The sequence below is a fragment of the Lactobacillus hamsteri DSM 5661 = JCM 6256 genome, from assembly GCF_000615445.1.
GTDB lineage: Bacteria > Bacillota > Bacilli > Lactobacillales > Lactobacillaceae > Lactobacillus > Lactobacillus hamsteri.
In genome coordinates this window covers 1-19,990 of the sequence record NZ_BALY01000021.1, presented here as the reverse complement: position 1 = coordinate 19,990, position 19,990 = coordinate 1, and the positions used below count along the sequence as shown (strand labels likewise).

At 30.9% G+C, this 19,990-nt stretch carries 25 protein-coding genes and 5 pseudogenes; 16 read left to right on the top strand and 14 right to left on the bottom strand.

Going from position 1 to position 19,990, the window contains the following annotated elements; genetic code table 11:
- The first annotated feature begins 112 nt into the window (after positions 1 to 112).
- The 4 genes from JCM6256_RS06255 to JCM6256_RS06240 all read left to right on the top strand — a co-directional run bounded on the left by JCM6256_RS06255 (position 113) and on the right by JCM6256_RS06240 (position 2,934).
- On the top strand, positions 113 to 799 hold the full coding sequence (locus JCM6256_RS06255) for an endonuclease III domain-containing protein (RefSeq protein WP_025080891.1): 687 nt from the start codon (positions 113 to 115) through the stop codon (positions 797 to 799).
- Positions 800 to 932: 133 nt separating this feature from the next.
- The gene (locus tag JCM6256_RS06250; protein WP_025080890.1) at positions 933 to 1,856 is read left to right on the top strand and encodes an ABC transporter ATP-binding protein; all 924 of its coding nucleotides are present in this window, start codon (positions 933 to 935) and stop codon (positions 1,854 to 1,856) included.
- Between the two features lie 2 nt (positions 1,857 to 1,858).
- Entirely contained in the window at positions 1,859 to 2,623 is a 765-nt protein-coding gene (locus JCM6256_RS06245) for an ABC transporter permease (RefSeq protein ID WP_025080889.1), read from the top strand.
- Between the two features lie 107 nt (positions 2,624 to 2,730).
- The gene (locus tag JCM6256_RS06240) at positions 2,731 to 2,934 is read left to right on the top strand and encodes a DUF3923 family protein (RefSeq protein WP_025080888.1); all 204 of its coding nucleotides are present in this window, start codon (positions 2,731 to 2,733) and stop codon (positions 2,932 to 2,934) included.
- Positions 2,935 to 3,318: 384 nt separating this feature from the next.
- On the opposite strand, the gene JCM6256_RS06235 is transcribed toward JCM6256_RS06240, so the two are convergent.
- Positions 3,319 to 3,585, bottom strand: coding sequence for an FMN-binding protein (locus tag JCM6256_RS06235; protein WP_025080887.1), 267 nt, complete (start codon positions 3,583 to 3,585; stop codon positions 3,319 to 3,321).
- Positions 3,586 to 4,002: 417 nt separating this feature from the next.
- On the opposite strand from JCM6256_RS06235, the gene JCM6256_RS06230 reads away from it, so the two are divergent.
- The 4 genes from JCM6256_RS06230 (at position 4,003) to JCM6256_RS09960 (ending at position 5,030) form a co-directional block, all read left to right on the top strand.
- Positions 4,003 to 4,266 carry a type II toxin-antitoxin system RelB/DinJ family antitoxin gene (locus tag JCM6256_RS06230; protein ID WP_025080886.1) on the top strand — a complete coding sequence of 88 codons (264 nt, stop codon included), beginning with the start codon at positions 4,003 to 4,005 and terminating at the stop codon, positions 4,264 to 4,266.
- Entirely contained in the window at positions 4,266 to 4,409 is a 144-nt protein-coding gene (locus tag JCM6256_RS10855) for a type II toxin-antitoxin system YoeB family toxin (RefSeq protein ID WP_425559102.1), read from the top strand. The genes JCM6256_RS06230 and JCM6256_RS10855 overlap by 1 nt, the downstream gene beginning before the upstream one ends.
- Positions 4,388 to 4,534, top strand: coding sequence for a type II toxin-antitoxin system YoeB family toxin (locus JCM6256_RS10850; RefSeq protein ID WP_439645913.1), 147 nt, complete (start codon positions 4,388 to 4,390; stop codon positions 4,532 to 4,534). Before JCM6256_RS10855 ends, JCM6256_RS10850 begins: the two co-directional genes overlap by 22 nt.
- A 217-nt stretch (positions 4,535 to 4,751) precedes the next feature.
- Positions 4,752 to 5,030: an ATP-binding cassette domain-containing protein gene (locus JCM6256_RS09960; protein ID WP_420835903.1), complete on the top strand. Its 279-nt coding sequence runs from the start codon at positions 4,752 to 4,754 to the stop codon at positions 5,028 to 5,030.
- A 32-nt stretch (positions 5,031 to 5,062) separates the two neighbouring features.
- Here JCM6256_RS09960 and JCM6256_RS06215 read toward each other — a convergent pair whose 3' ends face one another.
- Complete coding sequence (locus tag JCM6256_RS06215; protein WP_025080885.1) at positions 5,063 to 5,284, bottom strand: hypothetical protein; 222 nt, start codon at positions 5,282 to 5,284, stop codon at positions 5,063 to 5,065.
- Positions 5,271 to 5,939 (bottom strand): hypothetical protein, encoded by a 669-nt coding sequence (locus JCM6256_RS06210; RefSeq protein WP_025080884.1) that lies wholly within the window; start codon positions 5,937 to 5,939, stop codon positions 5,271 to 5,273. Before JCM6256_RS06210 ends, JCM6256_RS06215 begins: the two co-directional genes overlap by 14 nt.
- 265 nt (positions 5,940 to 6,204) lie before the next feature.
- On the opposite strand from JCM6256_RS06210, the pseudogene JCM6256_RS09955 reads away from it, so the two are divergent.
- From JCM6256_RS09955 to JCM6256_RS06190, 4 genes and pseudogenes are all read left to right on the top strand, one after another.
- Positions 6,205 to 7,794: pseudogene (locus tag JCM6256_RS09955) on the top strand (ATP-binding cassette domain-containing protein).
- Positions 7,795 to 7,797: 3 nt separating this feature from the next.
- Complete coding sequence (locus JCM6256_RS06200) at positions 7,798 to 9,381, top strand: ATP-binding cassette domain-containing protein (protein WP_025080883.1); 1,584 nt, start codon at positions 7,798 to 7,800, stop codon at positions 9,379 to 9,381.
- Positions 9,382 to 9,509: 128 nt separating this feature from the next.
- Positions 9,510 to 9,773 (top strand): hypothetical protein, encoded by a 264-nt coding sequence (locus JCM6256_RS06195; protein ID WP_025080882.1) that lies wholly within the window; start codon positions 9,510 to 9,512, stop codon positions 9,771 to 9,773.
- 206 nt (positions 9,774 to 9,979) lie between these two features.
- Positions 9,980 to 10,249, top strand: coding sequence for a hypothetical protein (locus tag JCM6256_RS06190; protein ID WP_025080881.1), 270 nt, complete (start codon positions 9,980 to 9,982; stop codon positions 10,247 to 10,249).
- A 333-nt stretch (positions 10,250 to 10,582) separates the two neighbouring features.
- Here the strand turns inward: JCM6256_RS06190 and JCM6256_RS06185 are convergent, their stop codons facing one another.
- Complete coding sequence (locus JCM6256_RS06185; RefSeq protein ID WP_025080880.1) at positions 10,583 to 10,843, bottom strand: hypothetical protein; 261 nt, start codon at positions 10,841 to 10,843, stop codon at positions 10,583 to 10,585.
- A gap of 635 nt (positions 10,844 to 11,478) precedes the next feature.
- On the opposite strand from JCM6256_RS06185, the gene JCM6256_RS09950 reads away from it, so the two are divergent.
- Both JCM6256_RS09950 and JCM6256_RS06175 read left to right on the top strand, forming a co-directional pair.
- Complete coding sequence (locus tag JCM6256_RS09950; RefSeq protein WP_162149731.1) at positions 11,479 to 12,051, top strand: CPBP family glutamic-type intramembrane protease; 573 nt, start codon at positions 11,479 to 11,481, stop codon at positions 12,049 to 12,051.
- Positions 12,052 to 12,280: 229 nt separating this feature from the next.
- Positions 12,281 to 12,481 (top strand): annotated as a pseudogene (locus JCM6256_RS06175) (SLAP domain-containing protein); the annotation flags it as partial.
- 129 nt (positions 12,482 to 12,610) lie between these two features.
- Here JCM6256_RS06175 and JCM6256_RS09945 read toward each other — a convergent pair.
- The 5 genes and pseudogenes from JCM6256_RS09945 to JCM6256_RS06155 form a co-directional block, all read right to left on the bottom strand.
- The gene (locus JCM6256_RS09945) at positions 12,611 to 13,081 is read right to left on the bottom strand and encodes a hypothetical protein (RefSeq protein WP_051545884.1); all 471 of its coding nucleotides are present in this window, start codon (positions 13,079 to 13,081) and stop codon (positions 12,611 to 12,613) included.
- Positions 13,082 to 13,138: 57 nt separating this feature from the next.
- Positions 13,139 to 13,270 (bottom strand): annotated as a pseudogene (locus tag JCM6256_RS10825) (alpha/beta hydrolase); the annotation flags it as partial.
- Positions 13,266 to 13,973, bottom strand: a complete 708-nt coding sequence (locus JCM6256_RS09940) for an MFS transporter (protein ID WP_236694719.1) — start codon at positions 13,971 to 13,973, stop codon at positions 13,266 to 13,268. The pseudogene JCM6256_RS10825 and the gene JCM6256_RS09940, both read right to left, overlap by 5 nt.
- Before the next feature lie 125 nt (positions 13,974 to 14,098).
- On the bottom strand, positions 14,099 to 14,809 hold the full coding sequence (locus JCM6256_RS06160; RefSeq protein ID WP_025080878.1) for a hypothetical protein: 711 nt from the start codon (positions 14,807 to 14,809) through the stop codon (positions 14,099 to 14,101).
- Between the two features lie 61 nt (positions 14,810 to 14,870).
- Positions 14,871 to 15,194 carry a hypothetical protein gene (locus JCM6256_RS06155; RefSeq protein WP_236694720.1) on the bottom strand — a complete coding sequence of 108 codons (324 nt, stop codon included), beginning with the start codon at positions 15,192 to 15,194 and terminating at the stop codon, positions 14,871 to 14,873.
- Positions 15,195 to 15,383: 189 nt separating this feature from the next.
- Between JCM6256_RS06155 and JCM6256_RS06150 the strand changes: the two genes are divergently transcribed.
- Complete coding sequence (locus JCM6256_RS06150) at positions 15,384 to 15,860, top strand: GNAT family N-acetyltransferase (RefSeq protein ID WP_035438397.1); 477 nt, start codon at positions 15,384 to 15,386, stop codon at positions 15,858 to 15,860.
- Here the strand turns inward: JCM6256_RS06150 and JCM6256_RS06145 are convergent, their stop codons facing one another.
- On the bottom strand, positions 15,861 to 16,412 hold the full coding sequence (locus tag JCM6256_RS06145) for a GNAT family N-acetyltransferase (RefSeq protein ID WP_025080875.1): 552 nt from the start codon (positions 16,410 to 16,412) through the stop codon (positions 15,861 to 15,863). It abuts the gene before it with no gap.
- 119 nt (positions 16,413 to 16,531) lie between these two features.
- Here JCM6256_RS06145 and JCM6256_RS06140 point away from each other — a divergent pair, with 119 nt between their 5' ends.
- Positions 16,532 to 17,293, top strand: a complete 762-nt coding sequence (locus tag JCM6256_RS06140) for a nucleoside phosphorylase (protein ID WP_025080874.1) — start codon at positions 16,532 to 16,534, stop codon at positions 17,291 to 17,293.
- Between the two features lie 84 nt (positions 17,294 to 17,377).
- Here JCM6256_RS06140 and JCM6256_RS09935 read toward each other — a convergent pair.
- From JCM6256_RS09935 to JCM6256_RS10655, 4 genes and pseudogenes are all read right to left on the bottom strand, one after another.
- Positions 17,378 to 18,406 (bottom strand): annotated as a pseudogene (locus JCM6256_RS09935) (IS30 family transposase).
- Positions 18,407 to 18,499: 93 nt separating this feature from the next.
- Entirely contained in the window at positions 18,500 to 18,682 is a 183-nt protein-coding gene (locus JCM6256_RS06130; RefSeq protein ID WP_025080873.1) for a hypothetical protein, read from the bottom strand.
- Between the two features lie 409 nt (positions 18,683 to 19,091).
- Positions 19,092 to 19,325 (bottom strand): hypothetical protein, encoded by a 234-nt coding sequence (locus tag JCM6256_RS06125; RefSeq protein WP_025080872.1) that lies wholly within the window; start codon positions 19,323 to 19,325, stop codon positions 19,092 to 19,094.
- Positions 19,294 to 19,990 (bottom strand): annotated as a pseudogene (locus JCM6256_RS10655) (hypothetical protein); the annotation flags it as partial. The pseudogene JCM6256_RS10655 and the gene JCM6256_RS06125, both read right to left, overlap by 32 nt.

Sequence of the window (19,990 nt, the reverse complement as noted above, 5' to 3'; positions counted from 1 at the left end):
TGAAAAAGAGTTAGTAATTGCTAACTCTTTATTTTTATTGAATCGATGTTTCATTTATGTTTAGCTTTATGTGAAAATGAAAATTATTTGATAATGGGAGATGCAAAATAAAATGGCGACAAAAATCACTTTAAATCAGCTTTACGATATAATGTATGACCATATGGATCCGACTGGATGGTGGCCCGGCCGTTCAGATTGGGAAGTAATTTGGTCAACGGTTTTAATTCAAAACACTAACTGGAAAAATGTTGCTCAAGCATTGAAAGATTTGTACAAAGTAAGTGGATTTTTGCCTCAAAAAATCTTGACCTTAACAGATGAAGAATTAACTAATGCAATTAAAAAAGCGGGTTTTTATACCCGCAAAGTTAAAACTATTCAAAATTTGGCAACGTATTTTCAAAAATATGATTTTGATTTGGAATTAATGCAAGAAATGCCGAAGGCAAAATTGCGTAAAGAATTATTAGCCATCAAAGGAATCGGCTCAGAAACTGCTGATGTGATTTTGATGTATGGATTACGCAAGGGTGAATTTGTTGTTGATAATTATTCATATCGCTTATTTGAATGTCTTGGTTGGAAAATGCCGAAGTATGAAAAAGCCAAACAGATAATTGAGCATGATTTAACTGATTTTACTTTACGTAATTATCAAAATTTTCATGCGATGATTGATACTTTTAATCAAGAATACAAGTTGCCACAGGATTTTGAAAAATCATTTTTAGCCGGATATTGTATTATTCCGCCGAAAGAAAAGGGGGAACGATTCACTAAATATTGTAGAGATTAAAAATTAGCTCTTATTTACGTAAAAGTAAGTAAGAGTCTTTTTTTTGTGAAAATTAAAGTAAGCCTTTGACTAGATTAAATTAAATGGTATGATTAATCTAATTTTAATAATAGTGGATGGAAGGGATAGCACTATGAATACTTTACTAACGGTAAAGAATATTTCAAAAACATATCAAAAGAGCAATGTCAAAGCTGTATCTAATGTTTCTTTTAATGTTAATAGTGGTGACATTGTTGCTTTCTTAGGATCAAATGGAGCTGGGAAAACGACAACTCTTAAAGTGATCCTTAACTTAGTAAGCCCTGATCAAGGAAAAATCTTTTTTAATGGTCAAGATGTCACGCATAATAATTTACTGTTGTTAAAGAATTCAGGAACTTTATTAGAAGGCTCACAGAATATGTTTTTTGCTTTGTCGCCAATAGAAAATTTTGTTTATTTGGGAGGTCAACGTGGACTGAGCAGAAAAGACGCCAAGAAAAATGGTTTAGCTATCATGGAGAAATTTAACTTAATTGAAAAGAAAAATACTCCTGTTGCTGAACTTAGTCGAGGGATGCAACAAATTGTAGGTGTTTGTTGTGCGCTAATTGCTAAGCCAAAATTATTGATTTTAGATGAACCAACTTTAGGGTTAGATTTGAATTCTACTAAAACCATGATTAAAATGCTACAATTTTCAGCTTCTAAAGGTGCCGGGATCATCGTTACAACCCATCAACTTGATTTTGCACAAAGGGTTGCAAATCGAATTCTATTGATTAATCATGGGAAGCTAGTTTTGTCAGATGATATTAAAAATCGTTTAGAACAACTTAATCAACAGACTATTTTTTTACTTAAATTAAGCAGAGCAATTTCAGAAAACGAAAAAGATAAGATTGTTGCTTTATGTAAATTGAAATCCATCACTCAAAATAATTACCAAATAAGTGTAGAAAATCAAAAGGATTTACCACAAGTTTTAAAAATTTTGAGTGAATTGCCAATTGAAAATCTTCAGACAAGAACAAAAGATTTGAATGACATTTTTGAAGATTATGCGAGGGACTAATGATGACAAGTTTAAAAGCTGAATTTTGGCGTGAAATTTGGATATACAAGAGATATCCTATGGAACAAATTACGAATTTATTTTTAGTGGTTTTAATATTTATGGCTATCTTTTGGGGAGGAAGTCTTGTTGGTAGTGGAATTGTTGGCTCGTCATTAAATTCTTTAGTCGTTGGCTATACTCTATGGACATTAATTCAAAATACAATCAGTGAAATGGCTCAAACAGTTGTTAGTCAAGCTGAAAGCGGAATTGTTGAACAACAATATTTAATGCCGATTTCGTCAAAGAGATTATTTTTTAATAAAAGTATAGTAAATATTGTGTTTTCATTGATTCAATCTATTTTAGTTTTAATAGCCGTAATGTGGCTTACGAATCACTGGATTAAATTGCCTCTGATTGTTGTAATTCCGTTTATATTATCATTGATGACAACTATTGGATTAGGATATTTAATGTCGAGTTTAGTTCTTAGATTTAAAAGAGTTGGCAGTATATTAATTATTTTTCAATATGTTTACTTAGCTGTCTTATTAACAGATTTTGAGAATTATTCGATTATAATTAAAATTTTATCTTGTTTATTACCTATTTCACCAATGGTTAGCTGGATCAGACTAGCAATCAATAGTCATGTTTATAATTTAAACTTTTACTTAGTAGGTTCAATATTTAATACAATTTTATGGTTAATAATTGGTGTAATAATTTTCAATTTGGCTGATAAGTATGTAAAGAAAAATGGTACGTTGGCTCAGTATTAGTAAACGAACATTTGCTGCAATTGGAGATATTGAGAAAAATTGAACTAGAAATAAATCAAAAATTACAGCAATTATTACAAAAATAAGATTATCTTAGGAGAAAAATTATGAAAGCATGGAAAATCAGCGGTTCAATTGTATTGTTAATTTGGATGATTGTTGCAGCTGTCATTTGGTTTAGAAATGTTGATGGAGCAGGAGTAATTCAAACATTTCAGATAAAAGAATTAACTTTACTGATTTGGTGTATTTGCGCGATTCCCGTTATTATTGGTTATATCATTTGGCTTATAGTGTTAAAAAGACGATAAGGAAAATTAAGAGGAATAAATATAATAATAAAAGCTTTACAGAGATTAATAGCCTATTATTGCGTTGTGTTATGGATTGTAGCTATTTTTGTGGTTATTATTGCAATTACCAAACATCAATTTTGGAAATTAACACCAATTATAGCTTATAATATGCCACAAAATTATTTGGGGGGTGGATAATTACGATTGCGTTTATTCATTCAATGTTTAGCTGCCAATCATAATCAAGTTATCTAATATCCAAAAAATAATGATCAGATGATTAAAGCAGAAAATGAAGCTGATGTTGATAGAATTGCTGAATTGATTAAGATTGAAAATATATAAATAAAAAGCGAGAGAGCAAAGTTTTATGCTCTTTCGCTTTTCTTATTATGTATGTTAATTTGCGATAGCGTCGGCTAAGGCGCCGCCAACAACGGATTTTACAGCTCTGTTTAGGACACTTGCTGAGGTAATACCATCAATATTGACAGATTGATTTGTAATGATTTGTCCACGGTAGGCATCTTCAAGTTCAGAATCAATTTGTTTAGATTCGCTATAAAGGCGGACATCTGTGATTTTGTTATCTTTGATTGAAATATTAGCTTGTAAATTAACAGGTTTATCTATTTTTGAAGTATAGTTTCCTTCTTTAAATGTCATAAAAGTTACTCTCTTTATAATATATTCCTTATACTTAATATCACTAAATATTATTTTTGCATTGTTATTTTTAAAATGCAATACCCCTAATTCACTAAGGATTAGTATCGCTTGATTTAATTATATTTTGTTATTTAAAGACGCTGAATAAATTGCGGTTAATAGTGATTTTTATAAGTTTGTGATGATTAAAATATATAAAATAAAAAAATTTTCGTTATATTATTGCGATGGATAAAATATTAAGAAAAAGTAAATATACTCGTAATAAAAGTGAATCCATACGTTTTTCGCGCATATATTAATGACAGCTCTTTTAAAAGTTAAGATAATATTTGCTATAATGCTAATTTTTTCTATTGTGATAACAATAGTGATACAATGTTATTACAATAAAAAGAAAGAGGATAAAATACAATGGAAAAGGAATCTAAAGTAACTGCAAGAATGGATAAAGACTTAAAAGAAAATGCTGAGGCTTTATTGTCTGACATGGGATTGAACTTTTCAATTTGGATTAATTTAGCAACTAAGGCTTTGGTAAATGAACAAAAAATTCCTTTTGAAATTAAAGCTAGTCCATTTTATAGCAGAAATAATATGATGGAGCTAAAGCGTAGATACGATGATTATAAGAAAGAGAAGGGTGTTTCTAAGCATAACCTTTTGGAGGATGATTAATGTTTTCTTGGAAAGATGAAGCATGGGATGAATATATTGAATGGGAGATGGAAGATAGAAAAACCTTAAAGCGAATAAATAAACTAATTAAGTCAATTCAAAGGATGGGTTATATTCAGGCTTGGGAAAGCCTGAACCTTTAAAAGGTGATTTGCAAGGATTATGGTCTAGAAGGATAAACGATGTGGATAGATTAGTTTATATTCCTGAAAAAAATGGTCATTTTACAATAATTGAGTGCAAGACACATTATTCTAAAATAAAATAGTTATAATTTAAAAGCCTCAAAACTATTATTGTTTTTTGGGCTTCATTTACTATTAAGATAAGCTGAAAAGTATAATAAATATATTAAAATTATAGAATAATATTTACTTTAGGAGTGTGTAGCTTGAATCGAATACGGCGTTATCTATTAAGTATTGTAGGTATTATTCTCACTTTTTTTATCTTTTTATTTGTTAAATCCTTAGGTTCAACATATATTGAAACTAACAATTCTTCTTATAAAATTAAATAGTAGAGTTTTTACTTTGTCTGGTGGAGAAGCTCAAAGAGTAGCACTAACAAGATTGAGTTTACAGGATCCTTTGATTGTTTTGGCCGATGAACCAACAGGCGCGTTAGATAATAAAAACAAACAGCTTGTATTAAATAGCCTAAGGAAAATGGCAGATAAAGGTAAAATTGTGATTGTTGCTACTCATGATGATGCTGTTAAAGATTTTGCAGATGAAAGATTAAATATTTCAGATTATAACTAAAAAAGCCGGCTCAATTGCGAGTCGGCTTTTCATTAACTTTCGATTTCATATTTTGGATTTACTTTGAATAAAAACAGATTAGTATTTTTTTGAAATAAATTTAAAATCTTTTGGGGAGTATCCTTTTTAAAAATAAAGGTTGAAACATGATTTTCATCATCATAGGCACTTTTTACCCATTTTACTATTTTGGCAACAATTATCTCTTCGTGTGATGGAGCATTTAAAATGTCCATTGAATTAATTTCTACCATAGTTTAATTCACCTTCTACTAATTTGCTTAATTTTGGATCTGTAATAACTTTTTTTGTTTTTACTTCAGCAATGACTTCATTAACAATATTTAATCTATTATGTTCCTTAGCAAATCGAAAGGATTTATTTGCGTAGGGACTTACATTTAACATTAGGTAAGAATTTTCTTGTCGAACAATGTAACTTTCTAAGTTTGAGTCAAATTGCTTCTTTGCTTCACCAATATTATTATACCTATTTTTATTTGCCTTATAAAATCGTTTGACTGCATCCCAGTGCAATTTATGTGCTAATTCATGCTGAATAATATCACTCAAATTTTGAGCAGCAAATGTATAATCATTAATTACATTATATATTTTTTCCTGTGTATGATAATAACTATTAAAATATATTACATCATCATTATGATTATACGAAGAAATATCATGATTACCAATTTTTTGATTAGCAACAATTATAATTGGTGGTAATTCATGTTGATCAAATGTGGATAAAGCATTTTTTAATAATTGTACACTGTCACGATATTTTTTAGATTTACCTTCTACCCAAATATTTGGACTAGAAGAAATTTGAAAAACATGGACTCGAACTAATGATAATTGATTATTTAGAAATACGTATTGTTTCTTTTTTGATAAATAATCCATTGTTTAAATTTACCTCCTTTTTGTCTTCATTAATAAGTGCGCTAAAAAGAGCAATATCTTTTTTGAAAAATACTAACTTAATCAATATTTATAAATTTTTTAAATCATCACTAAAGAAAAAGCCGGCTCAATTGCGAGTCGGCTTTTTGCATCTTAATCGAAATTTTTAACCACTTAATAAAAATGGGTTGAATATTAAAAATAGGGGGGGTAAAATTAAAAACAAATAAGAAATAAATATATTTTTAACTTTGGGGTGACAGGGATGAATATAAAGGGGATATTTCAAACAAATAAGGCGCAATTTATTTTGATTTTTGTAATGGTAACGTTAGGCATGATTATTGATTCAGCTTCGCAATACTTAATGACGCCTGCTTACAATAATTTAAGAAACTTAAACTTTATAGGTTTTATCATTTTCATGATTATTTCATTATTGTGCGATTTATTTCGAACAATGATGATTACAGGATCAGATTATCTGTATGGTAAGCAAAGTCAGTCATATTTGCACAACATCAGAGCGAGAATTAGTCGTTACTTTTTTAAGAATGAAATTGATCAACCTTCAACAATTCAAAATGATTTAAATGCCAATATGGATCAATTAACTAAGAATTATCTTAAACCCATTAAAGATGGCTACATGTGCATTTTAGCTGTGGTTTTTTCAATAGGAATTTTGTTCTCATTCAATTGGAGTTTAGTTGTGTTAACTTTGATTTTGACGGTAATTTCGTTGTTTTTGCCAAAGACTTTTGAGAAGATGACATCTTCTGCCACACTTAGAGTAACTAAGAATAATGAAAAATTTTTAAATACTCTTGCTAAGTGGACAAAGGGTTTAAATGAATTAAGAAGATATGCAAGTTTTGGAATTTATCATTCATCAATTGAAAAAAGTGCAGAAGAATATCGCAAAGTGGCCGTTCATTAAGGTGCCACAATCGCAATTGCTGATTTAATTACTTCAGTTGTAAATATTTGTGGTCAAGTTATTTTAATAATTCTTTGTGCCTATCTTTACTTTCAAAAGCAAATTGCTTTTGGTGCGGTTATTACGACAATTCAATTTAGTTCTACGGTTATGAATGGTATAGCTGCTTTTGTTGCTCAATGGAACTTGATTAAATCGACCAAAGATTTGAATAAAGAAATGACTGCTTTACAAAAATCTGTTGAAATTAGTGAAAATCATCATGATGATCAAAAGATCGATAAGCTTGAAGTTAAAAATCTCGCTTTGCAATTCAAAAATGGCGAAAGTATTTCTTATCCGGATTTTGAAATTAAAAAGGGTGAGAAAATTCTGTTAACTGGCGATAGCGGAACAGGAAAATCCACCTTGTTTAAGTTGATTTTGGGCAAGTTTAAACCAAGTAAGGGTAAGATTATCTTTTCAGATAAAAATGGTCAGGAATTAAAACCTAATTTGGATGAATTAGGCTATGTTGCACAAGATAATACTTTGTTTCCTGATACAATCAAAAATAATATTACAATGTTTGACGGCGAGCTTGACGATCAAGTTTTACCGGCAATAGAAAAGACGAATTTTACCAAGGATTTGGAGAAATTTTCTGATGGTCTAAATACATTTGTTGATCTCGATCAAGGTAATTTGTCTGGTGGGCAGAAGCAAAAGATCGTTTTGGCAAGAGCAATGCTTCATCATCCAGCATGGTTATTTATCGATGAGGGGACAAGTGCAGTTGATAGCCAAGGAACGAAAGAAATTTTGCAGAATCTTTTAGCAACAGACAGTACGATTATCATGATTGCACATAATTTTTCTGATGATTTGATTAAGATGTTCGATCGTCAAATCAAGTTGATTAACGGAGGTGAATAAGATATGAGTTTTAAAGGTTTTATCAAAACAAATTATCTTAGATTTGTTTATATCAATTTCTTATCAATAATTTCTGGGGTTGGCGCTGTTGGGACAGGCTACGTACAGATGTATTGGTTAACTTTTATTAAGAATCATGAGTGGTCAAAAGTCTTATTCACGAGTTTGCTGACGTGTATCTTATATTTAGCCGCACAAGGGATGATTTATTATATTCAATATGTCATGCGTATTCAGGAAGAAGAATATAATAAAAAAATTCGTGATCGTTTAGCTAATCACTATTTCAAAGATCAAAAATATCATAAGATTTCTGCTATTCAAAATCGAATGACGAATGATTTAGAAATGGTTAGAAATAATTATTTCGATTGGTATCCAATTGTGCCATTTTATGGATCAATGTTTATTGCTGCTTTAATTGCGTTAATTACAATTCATTGGTCAATCTTTCTTGTCAGTATCGTTATTGATATTTTTTCTTACTATGTTCCAAAATTAGTACAAAAGAAGATGGAAATAGCCACTAATAATGTTTCTGAACAAAATAAACATTATTTGGATGCTCTTGAAAAATGGTTTTCAGGACTTGAAGAATTACGAAGATATTTTGCTGGTACGAAGCTTTTCGCTGTTCAAGATAAAGCTGCAAGCCAAATCGAAGATGCTCATGTAAAGCAAACAGCTGCTCAACAGGAAATGATCATCTTGAATGGAGCATGTAGTTTGTTAGGACAAATGATTTTGCTGACTTTAACAGCATTGTTAATTACTAAAAATATAATTATTTTCGGTGCTATTATGTCTGTTCAAAATTTTGCCATTAATATTTCAATTGGTTTGCAACAAATGCTTCAGGCGTTAAGCTTTATGAAATCTTCTCAAGATTTAATGAACCAAATTAATGCGGATACAACAGAAATTTCTGAAGAAAATAATGAAGGTGGAGAAGTCCCTGCCGTAATTATGACGAAAGATTTAGCTTTGACTTTTCCAAATGGTGAAAACTTAAAATTTCCAGATTTAAAAATTAAGCAAGGCGAAAAAGTTTTACTTACTGGTGATTCTGGAGCAGGAAAATCGACATTGTTTAAATTGATTTTGGGTGCAATTAAGCCGAGTCAAGGTAAAGTGGAATTTGAAAACGAAAAAGGGGATAAGATTAAACTAGATATGTCCCAAATTGGCTATATTCCGCAAGATCCTAATTTGTTCCCTGGAACTATTAAACAAAATATTACGATGTTTAACGATAAATTAGATAATCGTGTCGACAGTGTAGTTAACGAGGTTAACTTTGCACCTGATATTGCAAAATTCAAGGATGGCGTTAATACGCGGCTTGATCTAGATAAATTGAATATCTCGGGTGGTCAACGGCAAAAGATCGTTTTAGCAAGAGCTAAGATTCACGATAGTGGTATTATTTTGATTGATGAAGGGACAAGTGCTATTGATCAGAAAGCTACGATGGATATTTTGAAGAATTTGGTTAATAGTAAGGCTACGATTGTATTTATTGCGCATAACTTTAACGAAGGGATGCGAAAGTTGTTCGATCGTGAGATCCATTTGGTTAAAGATTAATGCCAAATTTTTCGGATCTGTTACAAATTGTGACAAATCTGAAAATATAATGATTTTCAAAACATACTAAGTATAATAGTGATAAAAATAATTTTATTTGAGTAGAGAATCAGGTTGAGGGATAGATTATGGATTGGAAATTAATTCTTAAAAGTGCGTTTAAAGCAATTTGTGTATGGCTAATTTGCTTGTTAACGTATTTTGTATTTTTGTTATTTACGCATATTCAGGTACCAATCCTTTCGGCAATATTTGGCGTAAACGTCCGGCAAAATTTTACTGATGGATATACGTTAACGATGTCGGGAACCTATCCTGTTATTTATATTTGCTTAGGTGTATTTATTTTAATGTGGGTTGTAGCTTCATATATTAATCACAAGTTTTGGTAATAAGCCATCATTAACTTGCTAATATATAAATTAATTCTAAAAAATATAACTTTTTTGCAAAAATATTTGCCTATATTCGATATTAGCGGTTTAATAAAATATGGGAATTTTTATAGAAAATTCACCTTATACGCACCGTTAATGGATCAAGGGTAGTGATTCGTTAGCGGTGTTTTTTATTACAGTTTTTATTTAGGGGATAGATAATGAAAAAGATAGGAGACTACTTTCTGCTGTTTTTGATATTATTATTGATTTCAGCAGTTATCGGTTTGCTTTGGCCGATATTTGAATTTCTTTGGTTAATCGGCAGGCAGATAATTATCCAACATCATGTTGTCTGGAAAGATGCGACAGCAGATTATTTAACCAATTATATTTTTGCAGTCATTGTCATATTTATTGGTTTAGTAATTGATATTCATAGGGATGGAATAATTGCGGATTATTTAGATTTTAGGAAAAAGAAACGTTGAGGTCATTGCGGTAAAAGAATTAGATAATAAAAAAGCCATGCTATTATGCAGAGCCACCGCGCGTTCGCAAGTTCTTCAAGCGCTTTAAGAAAGCTCTTAAAAAGGCACTTAAGGTTATCCTTGATAGTTTACTTCGTTGATCTGAGATCTAGCCAATACCGGAAAGTCGTCCTTAGGGACGGCTTTTTCTGTTAGTTTTGTACATTAAAGCTAAAAAATACACCTTGAGCAAGCCTGCTAAAAAATGTAAATTTTGTTCCCTACACATAAAAAAACTACCTCATATAGAGATAGTTAATACATAAAACAAACTATTAAACTTAATAGTCTATTTTAATTATGATTTAAAATGTAAATAAATGTTATTGCTAATCCTACTGCAAAAGCTATTAATACAATATTAACTACTAATTTTACCTTTTTGGATACATTAGTACTCATTTGAAATTCATATGCTGCTGAACTAGCCCAATAAATTGGAATAATACTCCAAAAATTACCGTTACTATGCATAAATTTTTGAAGTAAATAACAAATTACGACTAAAATGAATGTGGTTACTACCAACCTAAGGATTATTTTTTTAGTCTTCATTAGCTTTTCCTCCGCATAAATAAATTATTTAATAATATATCAGCAAATATATTAATTATCAATTAAAAAATTAAAGAAAAATAAGTCCTACGATAAAAAAGATTACGGCTAACAAATCAAAAATTTAAGACTTATAGCAGTCTAAAAAAGAGATTGAAAATCAATTCAATGTCTTAACTTAATGACATTGATGTACTTTGCCTGCCTTTTGTTTTTATGGAAACCTATTCAAGTGTAATTGATGTATTACTGAAATCTTTTCCGAATTTGGTTATTGGTATATATATTATTTATGTTTTGGGGATGCTCGGAATATTAAGTTTCGTAGTAATTCGTGATTATGGAAAGATAAATAAAGCTTGGTTGCGTCTGATCTCATCAATGTGGCTGATAATTAGTTTATTTTTGGTGCACCCAATTTCCATTGATAAATATTCTTTTTAATTGGATTGAATAATAGTGCTTTAATTTATGCGGTCATGTTTTTTATTTATACTTGCATTGTGGTTAAAGAGTGGGGATATAAATTTTATTTTAATTTAAAAGTAAAACCCAAAAATTTAAAGTGTTTTATCGCATCGTTCTTAATAATTTTATTTTCAGTTTGGTTCATGTTCTTTAATAGTTTTATTTTTATGGCAAGAGAATGGAATGAAGTATTGTGGAATTGGGATCTTTCTTTAATTAATCCGCTACAGTCTGCAGTTTTTACAAATAAGTGGCAAGTTTACTTTACTGCTGCAGAAGCAGGAGTCTTAGAAGAAACAGCGCGATATGTTTTCATACTAACATTGTTAGTAATGTTTAAGAATAAACATTGGCAATTAGAATTTACCATATTAGGTAGTTCCTTAATTTTTGCTTTGTTTCATCTTTCAAATATCTTTTCTAAGGGAAGGACGATAGAGGATGTAGCTTATCAAATTTTATATGCATTTGGTATCGGTTGTTTATTAGGAACATTGTATTTATTGACGGGAAAGTTATGGTTGTCGATGTTGATCCATGCTGGAGCAGATTTTTTGGCATTTTCACAGACTCCATTAGCATTAGCCGGTGCATCTGCTTTTGCTGATTGCAGTAATCCGCGTTTTATTATAAGTTTTATTTTGCTGATAGTTTCATTTAGTGTTTCAGTGATTTTTTGGTTTAGCTGTAGAAATATTATTAAGCGAAATGCTGAAAAAATTATGGTATCCAATTATTAAAAGCAATAAAATATCTTCATTACATTTGTCTATAATATGATTAATGATAAAACGTACTCTACAAAATTAAAGGAACGAAGACGTATATTAATTCTGAATTTGTTGATTTAACTAACTTTGATATGCCAACAAAGAATATTTAAATTGAAAATGAAGTATAATTCATTTTTAGCTAAATTTTTATATATAGTGAATTATATTTCAGTTTTTAATGTAAAAACTCACTTTAGTGAAGTATAATTCAATTGCATATGATAAAAACGGCAATAGTACTGGCCAAAAATATTACACTTACGGATCCATCAATGTAGATCCAACCCCAGTAACAATTAATGGTAATCAATATTATAAGCTTTCTGGAAAAGATCAATATGTTAGGGTTACTAACATTGATGGGGTAACTAGAAAAATCACACATAATGCTTATGTTAAAGTTAGTGACGTTAAATTTATAACACGACCGCTGAAGTAGAAGCTGCTGCTAAAAAGTAAATAAGTTTGTTCAAAATAAAAAAGGAATCCAAATCGGATTCCTTTTCTGTATGTTTGTAAAGATAGATTAATTATTATATTTATCAATCGAAGATTTAATTATTTTCGCAATTTCCGTTGGTTTTTCAAACTGAATATAGTGAAAAGATCCCATTGTAATTATTTCAGAATTATCATTAAAATATTCAGATCTTTCATATTCTTTTTGACGATATTCTTCTGTAATTATTATGCTATGAATCTCTTTATTAAGCGTAGTTTTAGATTTCCAGAATAAATCATTATTAAGTGATTCTTCGGCATTTTTATTAGCTGCTTCGTCAAACTTATCACTGTTTTTCTCAGTAGTTTTCCAAAAACTATTAGCATCTTCTGATGAAAAAATTTTATCTATATTTTCACGAATTTGCTTTTCAAGATTTACTACTTCTTTTTGTTTTTCAATATACGCTTTTTCTTTTGGTGGATTTAAGATAATTTCTCGAGTAGTAGGTTCAATACCAATGAAAATTTTAAAATTATGAATTTTATTTTGCATTTGAAAAGCGTAAACTCCGCCAATACTGTGGGCAACAATTACTACAGATTTCGCATTAAAGCTATTAATAATTTGTGCTAATTCATTTGCTTCATCAGAAATTGTATATTGTTTGATAGATTTACTACTAAAGCCACTGTTTAAATAATCAGCAGCAAAGAAGCCAAAGCTCGGCGGTAATTTATTAATAATTGGTGAAAATGATTGTTGAGTATCGAAGCTTCCAAAGCCATTTAAGAAACCTATTTTGGCGAATATACTTTAAGCCGCTGAATACTTTTGCGCGATAGCTGCTAGTCTCGTTATCGGTATCGTTTGCTTGGGGCTTAGTCGACGGATTTTTTCTTAAAGCAATATACAGGAAGAAGATGCTAATCAGACTTAAGCAGCTACAAACTAGCATTGATTGTCCAGCGATTAAAAGACTCAATAAAATACCTGAAAGGGCAGTGCCTGCAATATTTACGACTTGATCGATCATGCTCAGCTTTGAAATTAAACTATTTAAGTCTTTTTTAGAAGGGACACTTTCCTTAAGAATTGCACGATCGGCTGGGCTGAAGAATTCATCACACATGGACAGCACGGTGGAAATTAAAATAGTTAAAACTATGTTGTGACTCAGCCAAAATATCATAGCTGCCAAAAGGAACAATAGGATAGTTTGAACTAGTAGAGAGGTTTGACTGGTTCTCTTGAAAGAATGCTTATCAATGATCGGGCCGTAGAAGATTGATAAGGCAGCAGTAATTGAAAAAATTGCGTTAGTCAATCCGACTAAAGATGATTTTCCGGTTTGAGTTTGCAGCCACCAAATAATGATCATGCCAAAGAGTGAATTTGATAGCAGCATGGTGGCTCGAGATAATAGGTAAGTTTTCTTTTCTAACATTCATAACAACTCCAAATATCTATAAGTAATGAGTGTAACATATCATAATTTTTTGTTAGGTTAAGTAAAAGTTAAAAATAATACTGTAATGGTTTGTTTAACAGATAGATAAAAAAGTAAGGCTCTCACTCATAAATGTAAGTATTGAAGCTTTCATCTTTTTTATAATTAAATTTACCAAGCAACTTGCTTGCTGCCCAATCAGTATTATCGGCTTCAAAAAATATAGTTTGATATTTCTCGAAGCTTTTAACTAATAAACTATCTATAAAACCTGAGCAACTGGTAGGATCAACCGAACATAAATAAGCAATTTCATTGTTTTCTGTAAAAGCAACGTGACTGAGTTGACCATGTTCATCCAGACTATAATATCCAGTCCTTGTTGGAACTTCAGTAATAAATTCATTCTTACTGGCGGTGAGAGGAGAAACTAGTTCGTGAGTAGTTTTGTAGTATTTGTAGAGAAAATCGCAACAGTTTGAATAGATAGGACCAGTTGCAACAAAAGATAGTATTTTAAGTTTTGATTTTATGGGATGTTTTAAATCAGCAGTGCTTACCTTAGCCTCAAAACAACGTCTTTTACATTTGAAGCCATTTATTGATATCCAGTTTATAATCTCAGTTTGACTTGATTCAATCATGACCTGCAGTGATTTTTGTTCATGTTGTCTGATTTCCGCAAATGGTGAAGTAGTTGGAATTTTTGTTAAGTTAAATTTTAAGTATATACAAGAGTCATGAAACAGGTTGCGGTAAGTAGAAATGGTTCCAAAAGATTGATTATTTTCAAATAATTCGTAAGTTTGAGGATTAATTTTTCTAAGTTTCATTTTTTATTCACCTTTAATTTAAAAAGTAAAAAAAGCCTTCTGTAGAGGCCTTTCATAAAAGTTATTTCTCTGGAGATCTAAGCAAACAAATGATGTTGATTATATTACCCAACAGCCGAACCGCAAAAAGAGTTAAAGAGACAATTAATGCATATTGTGAATTGGTAGAATTAGAATTTTTTAAGTAAGTGGACACAATTATTGAAATAATACTTGCTCCAATAGTCACGTGATCCAAGATTGAGAGAGTTTGATATGCTGCGGCAACTTTTATCTGATGATCTTCTGCCGATTCTGGTTTTTCTTTTGCTGGATTTAGTACCATCTTCAAATAAGCAATAGAGCCGACAAAGCAAATAAACGCACAAATTAGAGCGATGACCATAACCTTTTGATCGCCATTATTAAATGCTATTCATACTGTTGCAGCACAAAATAGACCAACTAGTAAACATAAAACTGCAATCGGCAGTTGAACAAGCTTAAGTGTTTTTCTCATTTCAACAATTTAGTATGCTGCTTAAAATTATATATGATAAAATTAAAAAAACAATCTAATTCTTATATTAAATTAATGAGAGAGGTGCGTTTTGTTTTGACAGAAGTCATGATTAGAAAATATAGAACTGAAGACTTTGATGAACTTGCCAAAGTTATGGATGAAGGGCGAATGCAGGAACTTGAAGCAGAGGGATTAGAACAAGTTTTTGTATCGCTAAAAGATGCACCATATCTTAAATACTTTTTATCCTGTGATATTTATGTTGCTGAAAAAGATGAGCAGGTTGTTGGCTTCATTGGTCTAGGACGACGACGCTTGGATTTTTTGTATGTTTTGCCAGGGATGCAGGGAAAAGGTATTGGTTCTGCATTGATGAAAACCGCTCTGACGAAGTTGCCACGACCGGTGAGACTAGCAGTATTTACTAATAATGAACAAGCCAAGAATTTGTATAAAAAATTTGGCTTTAAGGTAACTGAAACGAGAACTGAGAAATGGTCCGATGAATTTCCAGTCGTCTTTTCTGAGGATACGATGGAGTTGGAGTAATTAATTTTGCCTATGCAATTTGAACCATTCATCTTTTAAAATGCCATATTCTAAACTATCGTAATAAATCCCTTGCCAGTACCTTACTTGTCGAATCTGTGCTTCTTTTCTAAGTCCTAGATTCTTTGCGACATGGATCATACCTTGATTGCCACTCCAAGTTGTTAATCCAACATGTTTTAAATGGGGTGTTTTTTCAAAAATATTCGTAATCCAAAGCTTTAATGCAGCGGTTCCTATACCGCCAGACCAATATTGTGAATTGTAAATTACAATTCCGATGTCTAGCCATCGTGTCTTTTCGTCTTTCCAATTTTTAGAAACCATTCCAATTGGCTTATCATTCAATACAATACATTTACAACTAGGGCTTAATAAATATGAAGCAACCGCACTATTTTGGAAGTCATTAAATGTATTGCATTTTTCATAATCTTCATAATAAGGAGCATTCCATTTAGCCCATTCAGGATTGTTCTCTGTAAAGCCTTGTTGCCAAATTGACTTTAAAGAATCAGAAGTAAATGAAGATAAAATTATTTTTTGATTCATGTAAAAACCTCTCAAACGTAATTTTGAATTGGGAATAATATATCATTTTCTCGTTGTAAATGAAATATTAAGCGGATATAATTTAAAATCAATTAATTTTAAAAGTAGGAGGGATAGAGATGAGTGAGAAACCTTTTATTTTAGAATTTGATAATGACCAACATGCAGTGCTTGAGCCAGAAGTTGAGCATTTACCTTTTAAATTTCATTCAAAATTACTGTATGCGTTTGTTCCAGCTTCTGATATTGAGAATTTCTTAAAATCTGTGCCTCATAAAGTATTGGGAAAATATGACACAATATCTTTTCAACCTAATATTTATGAAATAGAAATTAATCATGAAAAGATGACTTTATGTCAAGCTCCTTTAGGAGCGGCAGCTGCAACGATGTTGCTTGATTGGTTAATTGCTTATGGGGTAAAGCAAGTTTTAGCCTTTGGAAACGCAGGTGCTATTAAAGAGTTACCAGAAAATGCTATGTTTTTGCCTGTGAAAGCAATTAGAGGTGAAGGTACCTCCTTTTACTATAAGGAACCAGGACAATTCATCGATATGAGATCTGATTATGTTAATGAAATTGAAAAAGTAATTACGGATATGAAATTGGACTACGATGAAATAACCACTTGGACGACAGATGGTTTCTTCAGAGAAACATCTAAAAAAGTTAAACAATTTCGAAAATTAGGAGCTGCGACGGTTGAGATGGAGTGTGCGGCAATAGCGGCGTGTGCTCAATTTAGAAAAGTTAAATTTGCACAAATATTATTCACTGCAGATTCACTAGCTAATATTGAAAATTATGATTATCGCGATTGGGGACATGAATCGCATGCTGTAGGGTTAGATGTTTGTTCGCAGATTTTGAGTAGGATTTAGGTATACAAAAGAAAGTGAATTGTATATGTTTTCAAATACTATTTCAATCGTAAATTGCAATAATAAATTGAACACTTAAGCTGCTTAATAGATATGATCCAATTCTCTTTCAAAGATTTCATCCGGAGTATGATACGCCAAGATCTTTCTTGGCAATGAATTACACCAAGTTTCAATATTAATGATCTCTTGAAGAGAATAGTTGTTGATGTAATCACCCTTAGGTATGAATCTGCGAATAAGGTTGTTGTGTTTCTCAACACGCCCTTATCGCGGATAAGCATAGTAAACTAAGGTTTTAGAAGCTTCTTCAAGATTAGACAGGTCCGCAAACTCAGAGTCATTGTCAGTTGTGATCGTCTTAAAGATTTCATTCCAATGCTCGCTGTACTGCTTGCGTAAAGCTCGAAAAGCAGTCATGACACTGGCAGCATTCTTATCGGGAATACGCAGAATTAGAAACTCGCGGCTCATTCGCTCTGATAAGGTTAATAGTGCTTGATCGTTCTTGGTTTTATGCCCTAGAACAAGATCGCATTCCCAATGGCCAAATTCTTTGCGATCATCGATTTCTTTAGGACGTTCTTCAATGCTTCGGCCAAGCTTTTTCTTATTTTTGCGAACATGATGCGCTTTAGTGTTGCGCTTTAGCTTTTCCGGCAAATCAGAGTTTCTTATGTCCATTAGACATTGACCTACATAGTTGTATAAGGTTCTTGTGCATACAACCTGTTTGCGAGTAAAAAGTCCTATAGCCCGGCAGCGATGAGCACATACGTCAAGCGACCAGCCATCTTCGTAAAAATGTTTATTGACGTACTTGATAAAGTCAGATTTTTTTAAGAAGTCTGATTTGCGGCCACAATTTTGACGGTGAGAATGATAAACCTTATCGCCATGTTCTGCCTTGTAACGCTTTTTCTTGTCATGATAAAGCAAAACAGTGCCACGCTTAACTTCATAGCTAATAGTTGAAGGCGAGCAATCAAGTTCACGGGCAATAGCTCTAAGAGAAAACCCATCATTAAGACGGGTCTGAATAATAACCCTTTGTTCAAATGATAAATGCTTTCCCTTTGAGTGCTTAGGCATGATAGAATGTAAAGAGTCCATTTGTGACCTCCAATAGATGTTTTTGTGGTTATTAACATTCTATCAAACAGGTCCAAATGGACTTTTTAATTTTCAAAAGTGTTCAATTTGATTTTACAATCGGCCTAAATGCTTTTTAAATGATCTGAGAATTTTCTTTGGTGTTTCCTTTTTGAAAGTAAAAATAGTAACATCATCGTCAGTTTGATATGATGCAATCCATTTTCTGAAGGATGATACAATAGCTTCATTTTTTGTTGGAATACGTAAAATATCCATAGGTTCAAGCTTTTCCATAGTTTAACTCGCTTTCTATCAATTTATTTAAAATAGGGTCAGAATTTTTCTTTAATATTTTAAATTCGGCAATTATTTCATTATTGCATTAAATTTTCTTGCGTATTTGAAAGACTCAGATGCGTAGGGACTTAAATTAAAATATAGATAATTTGGTTCTTGCTTTGTAATTGTACTATAGCTTTCAAGTTCAGAATCAAATTGATTCTTTGCTTCGTTAATATTATTAACTTTTATGTGCATGATAAGGTAATGCTACCTAAAGGAATATTTAAGCTGGTACAAAATTTACTGTAGATAGATTAGAAGTAACTTCATTTGCTGACCGTTTTCAATTAAACACGGCCGTTGAAGCAGAAGTTGCTAAAAAGTAAATAATAAAAAGGAATCTAAATCGGATTCCTTTTTATTATTTAGCAATTTCGTATGTTTTGTTAACTTTATAATCTGTAAGAGCAATAAAAAGATCAGTATTTTTTTGAAATAGATTTAAGATATTTTTGGGAGTATCTTTTTTAAAAATTACAGTGACGCTTTTATGTTCAGTAATATAGGAACTGAAAATCCATTTTCCAATTTTTGCTAAAATTGCTTCTTCTGGTGTTGGAGCGTTAAGAATGTCCATTGGTTCGAGTCTTTCCATAGTTTACCTCCATGGTTATCAATTTATCTAAAATAGGATCATTTGTCTTTTTTAAAGTTATTACTTCTGCAATTACTTCGTTAATAGTATTTAAAGGATCGTTAACTTTGGCATTTTGAAAAGATTCATTTGCATAAGCCGTAACTGTTGAAATTAAATATAGGGGATTTTGATTAGAAATATAATTTCTAATTTTTTCATCAAATTGATTTTTGGCTTCGTTAATATTATTATACTTACTTTTGTTAGCTTTATAAAATCTTTTAACTGCATCCCAATGCATTTTGTGAGCTAATTCATGTAGAATAATATCACTTAAATTTTGAGCGGCAAAATTTCCTTTATAGATAATTTGATTTATTTGTTTTTGTGAGTGATAGTAATTATTAAAATAAATAACGTCTTGTATGTGGTCATAGGAAGATATGCCCCCTTGACCTAATTTCTTATTAGAAACTACTACAATTGGAGGTAAATTTATTTCTTGAAAATTAGTTAGAGCATTATTTAGTAAAAATATACTTTCGCGATATTTTTTTGATTTTCCTTCTGACCAAATATTAAATGAAGTTGATCTAACTTTGAATACATGAACTCTAACTAATGATTTGTGATTATTCAAAAATGTATATTCATGTTTCTTTGATAAAAAGTCCATAAAAAAG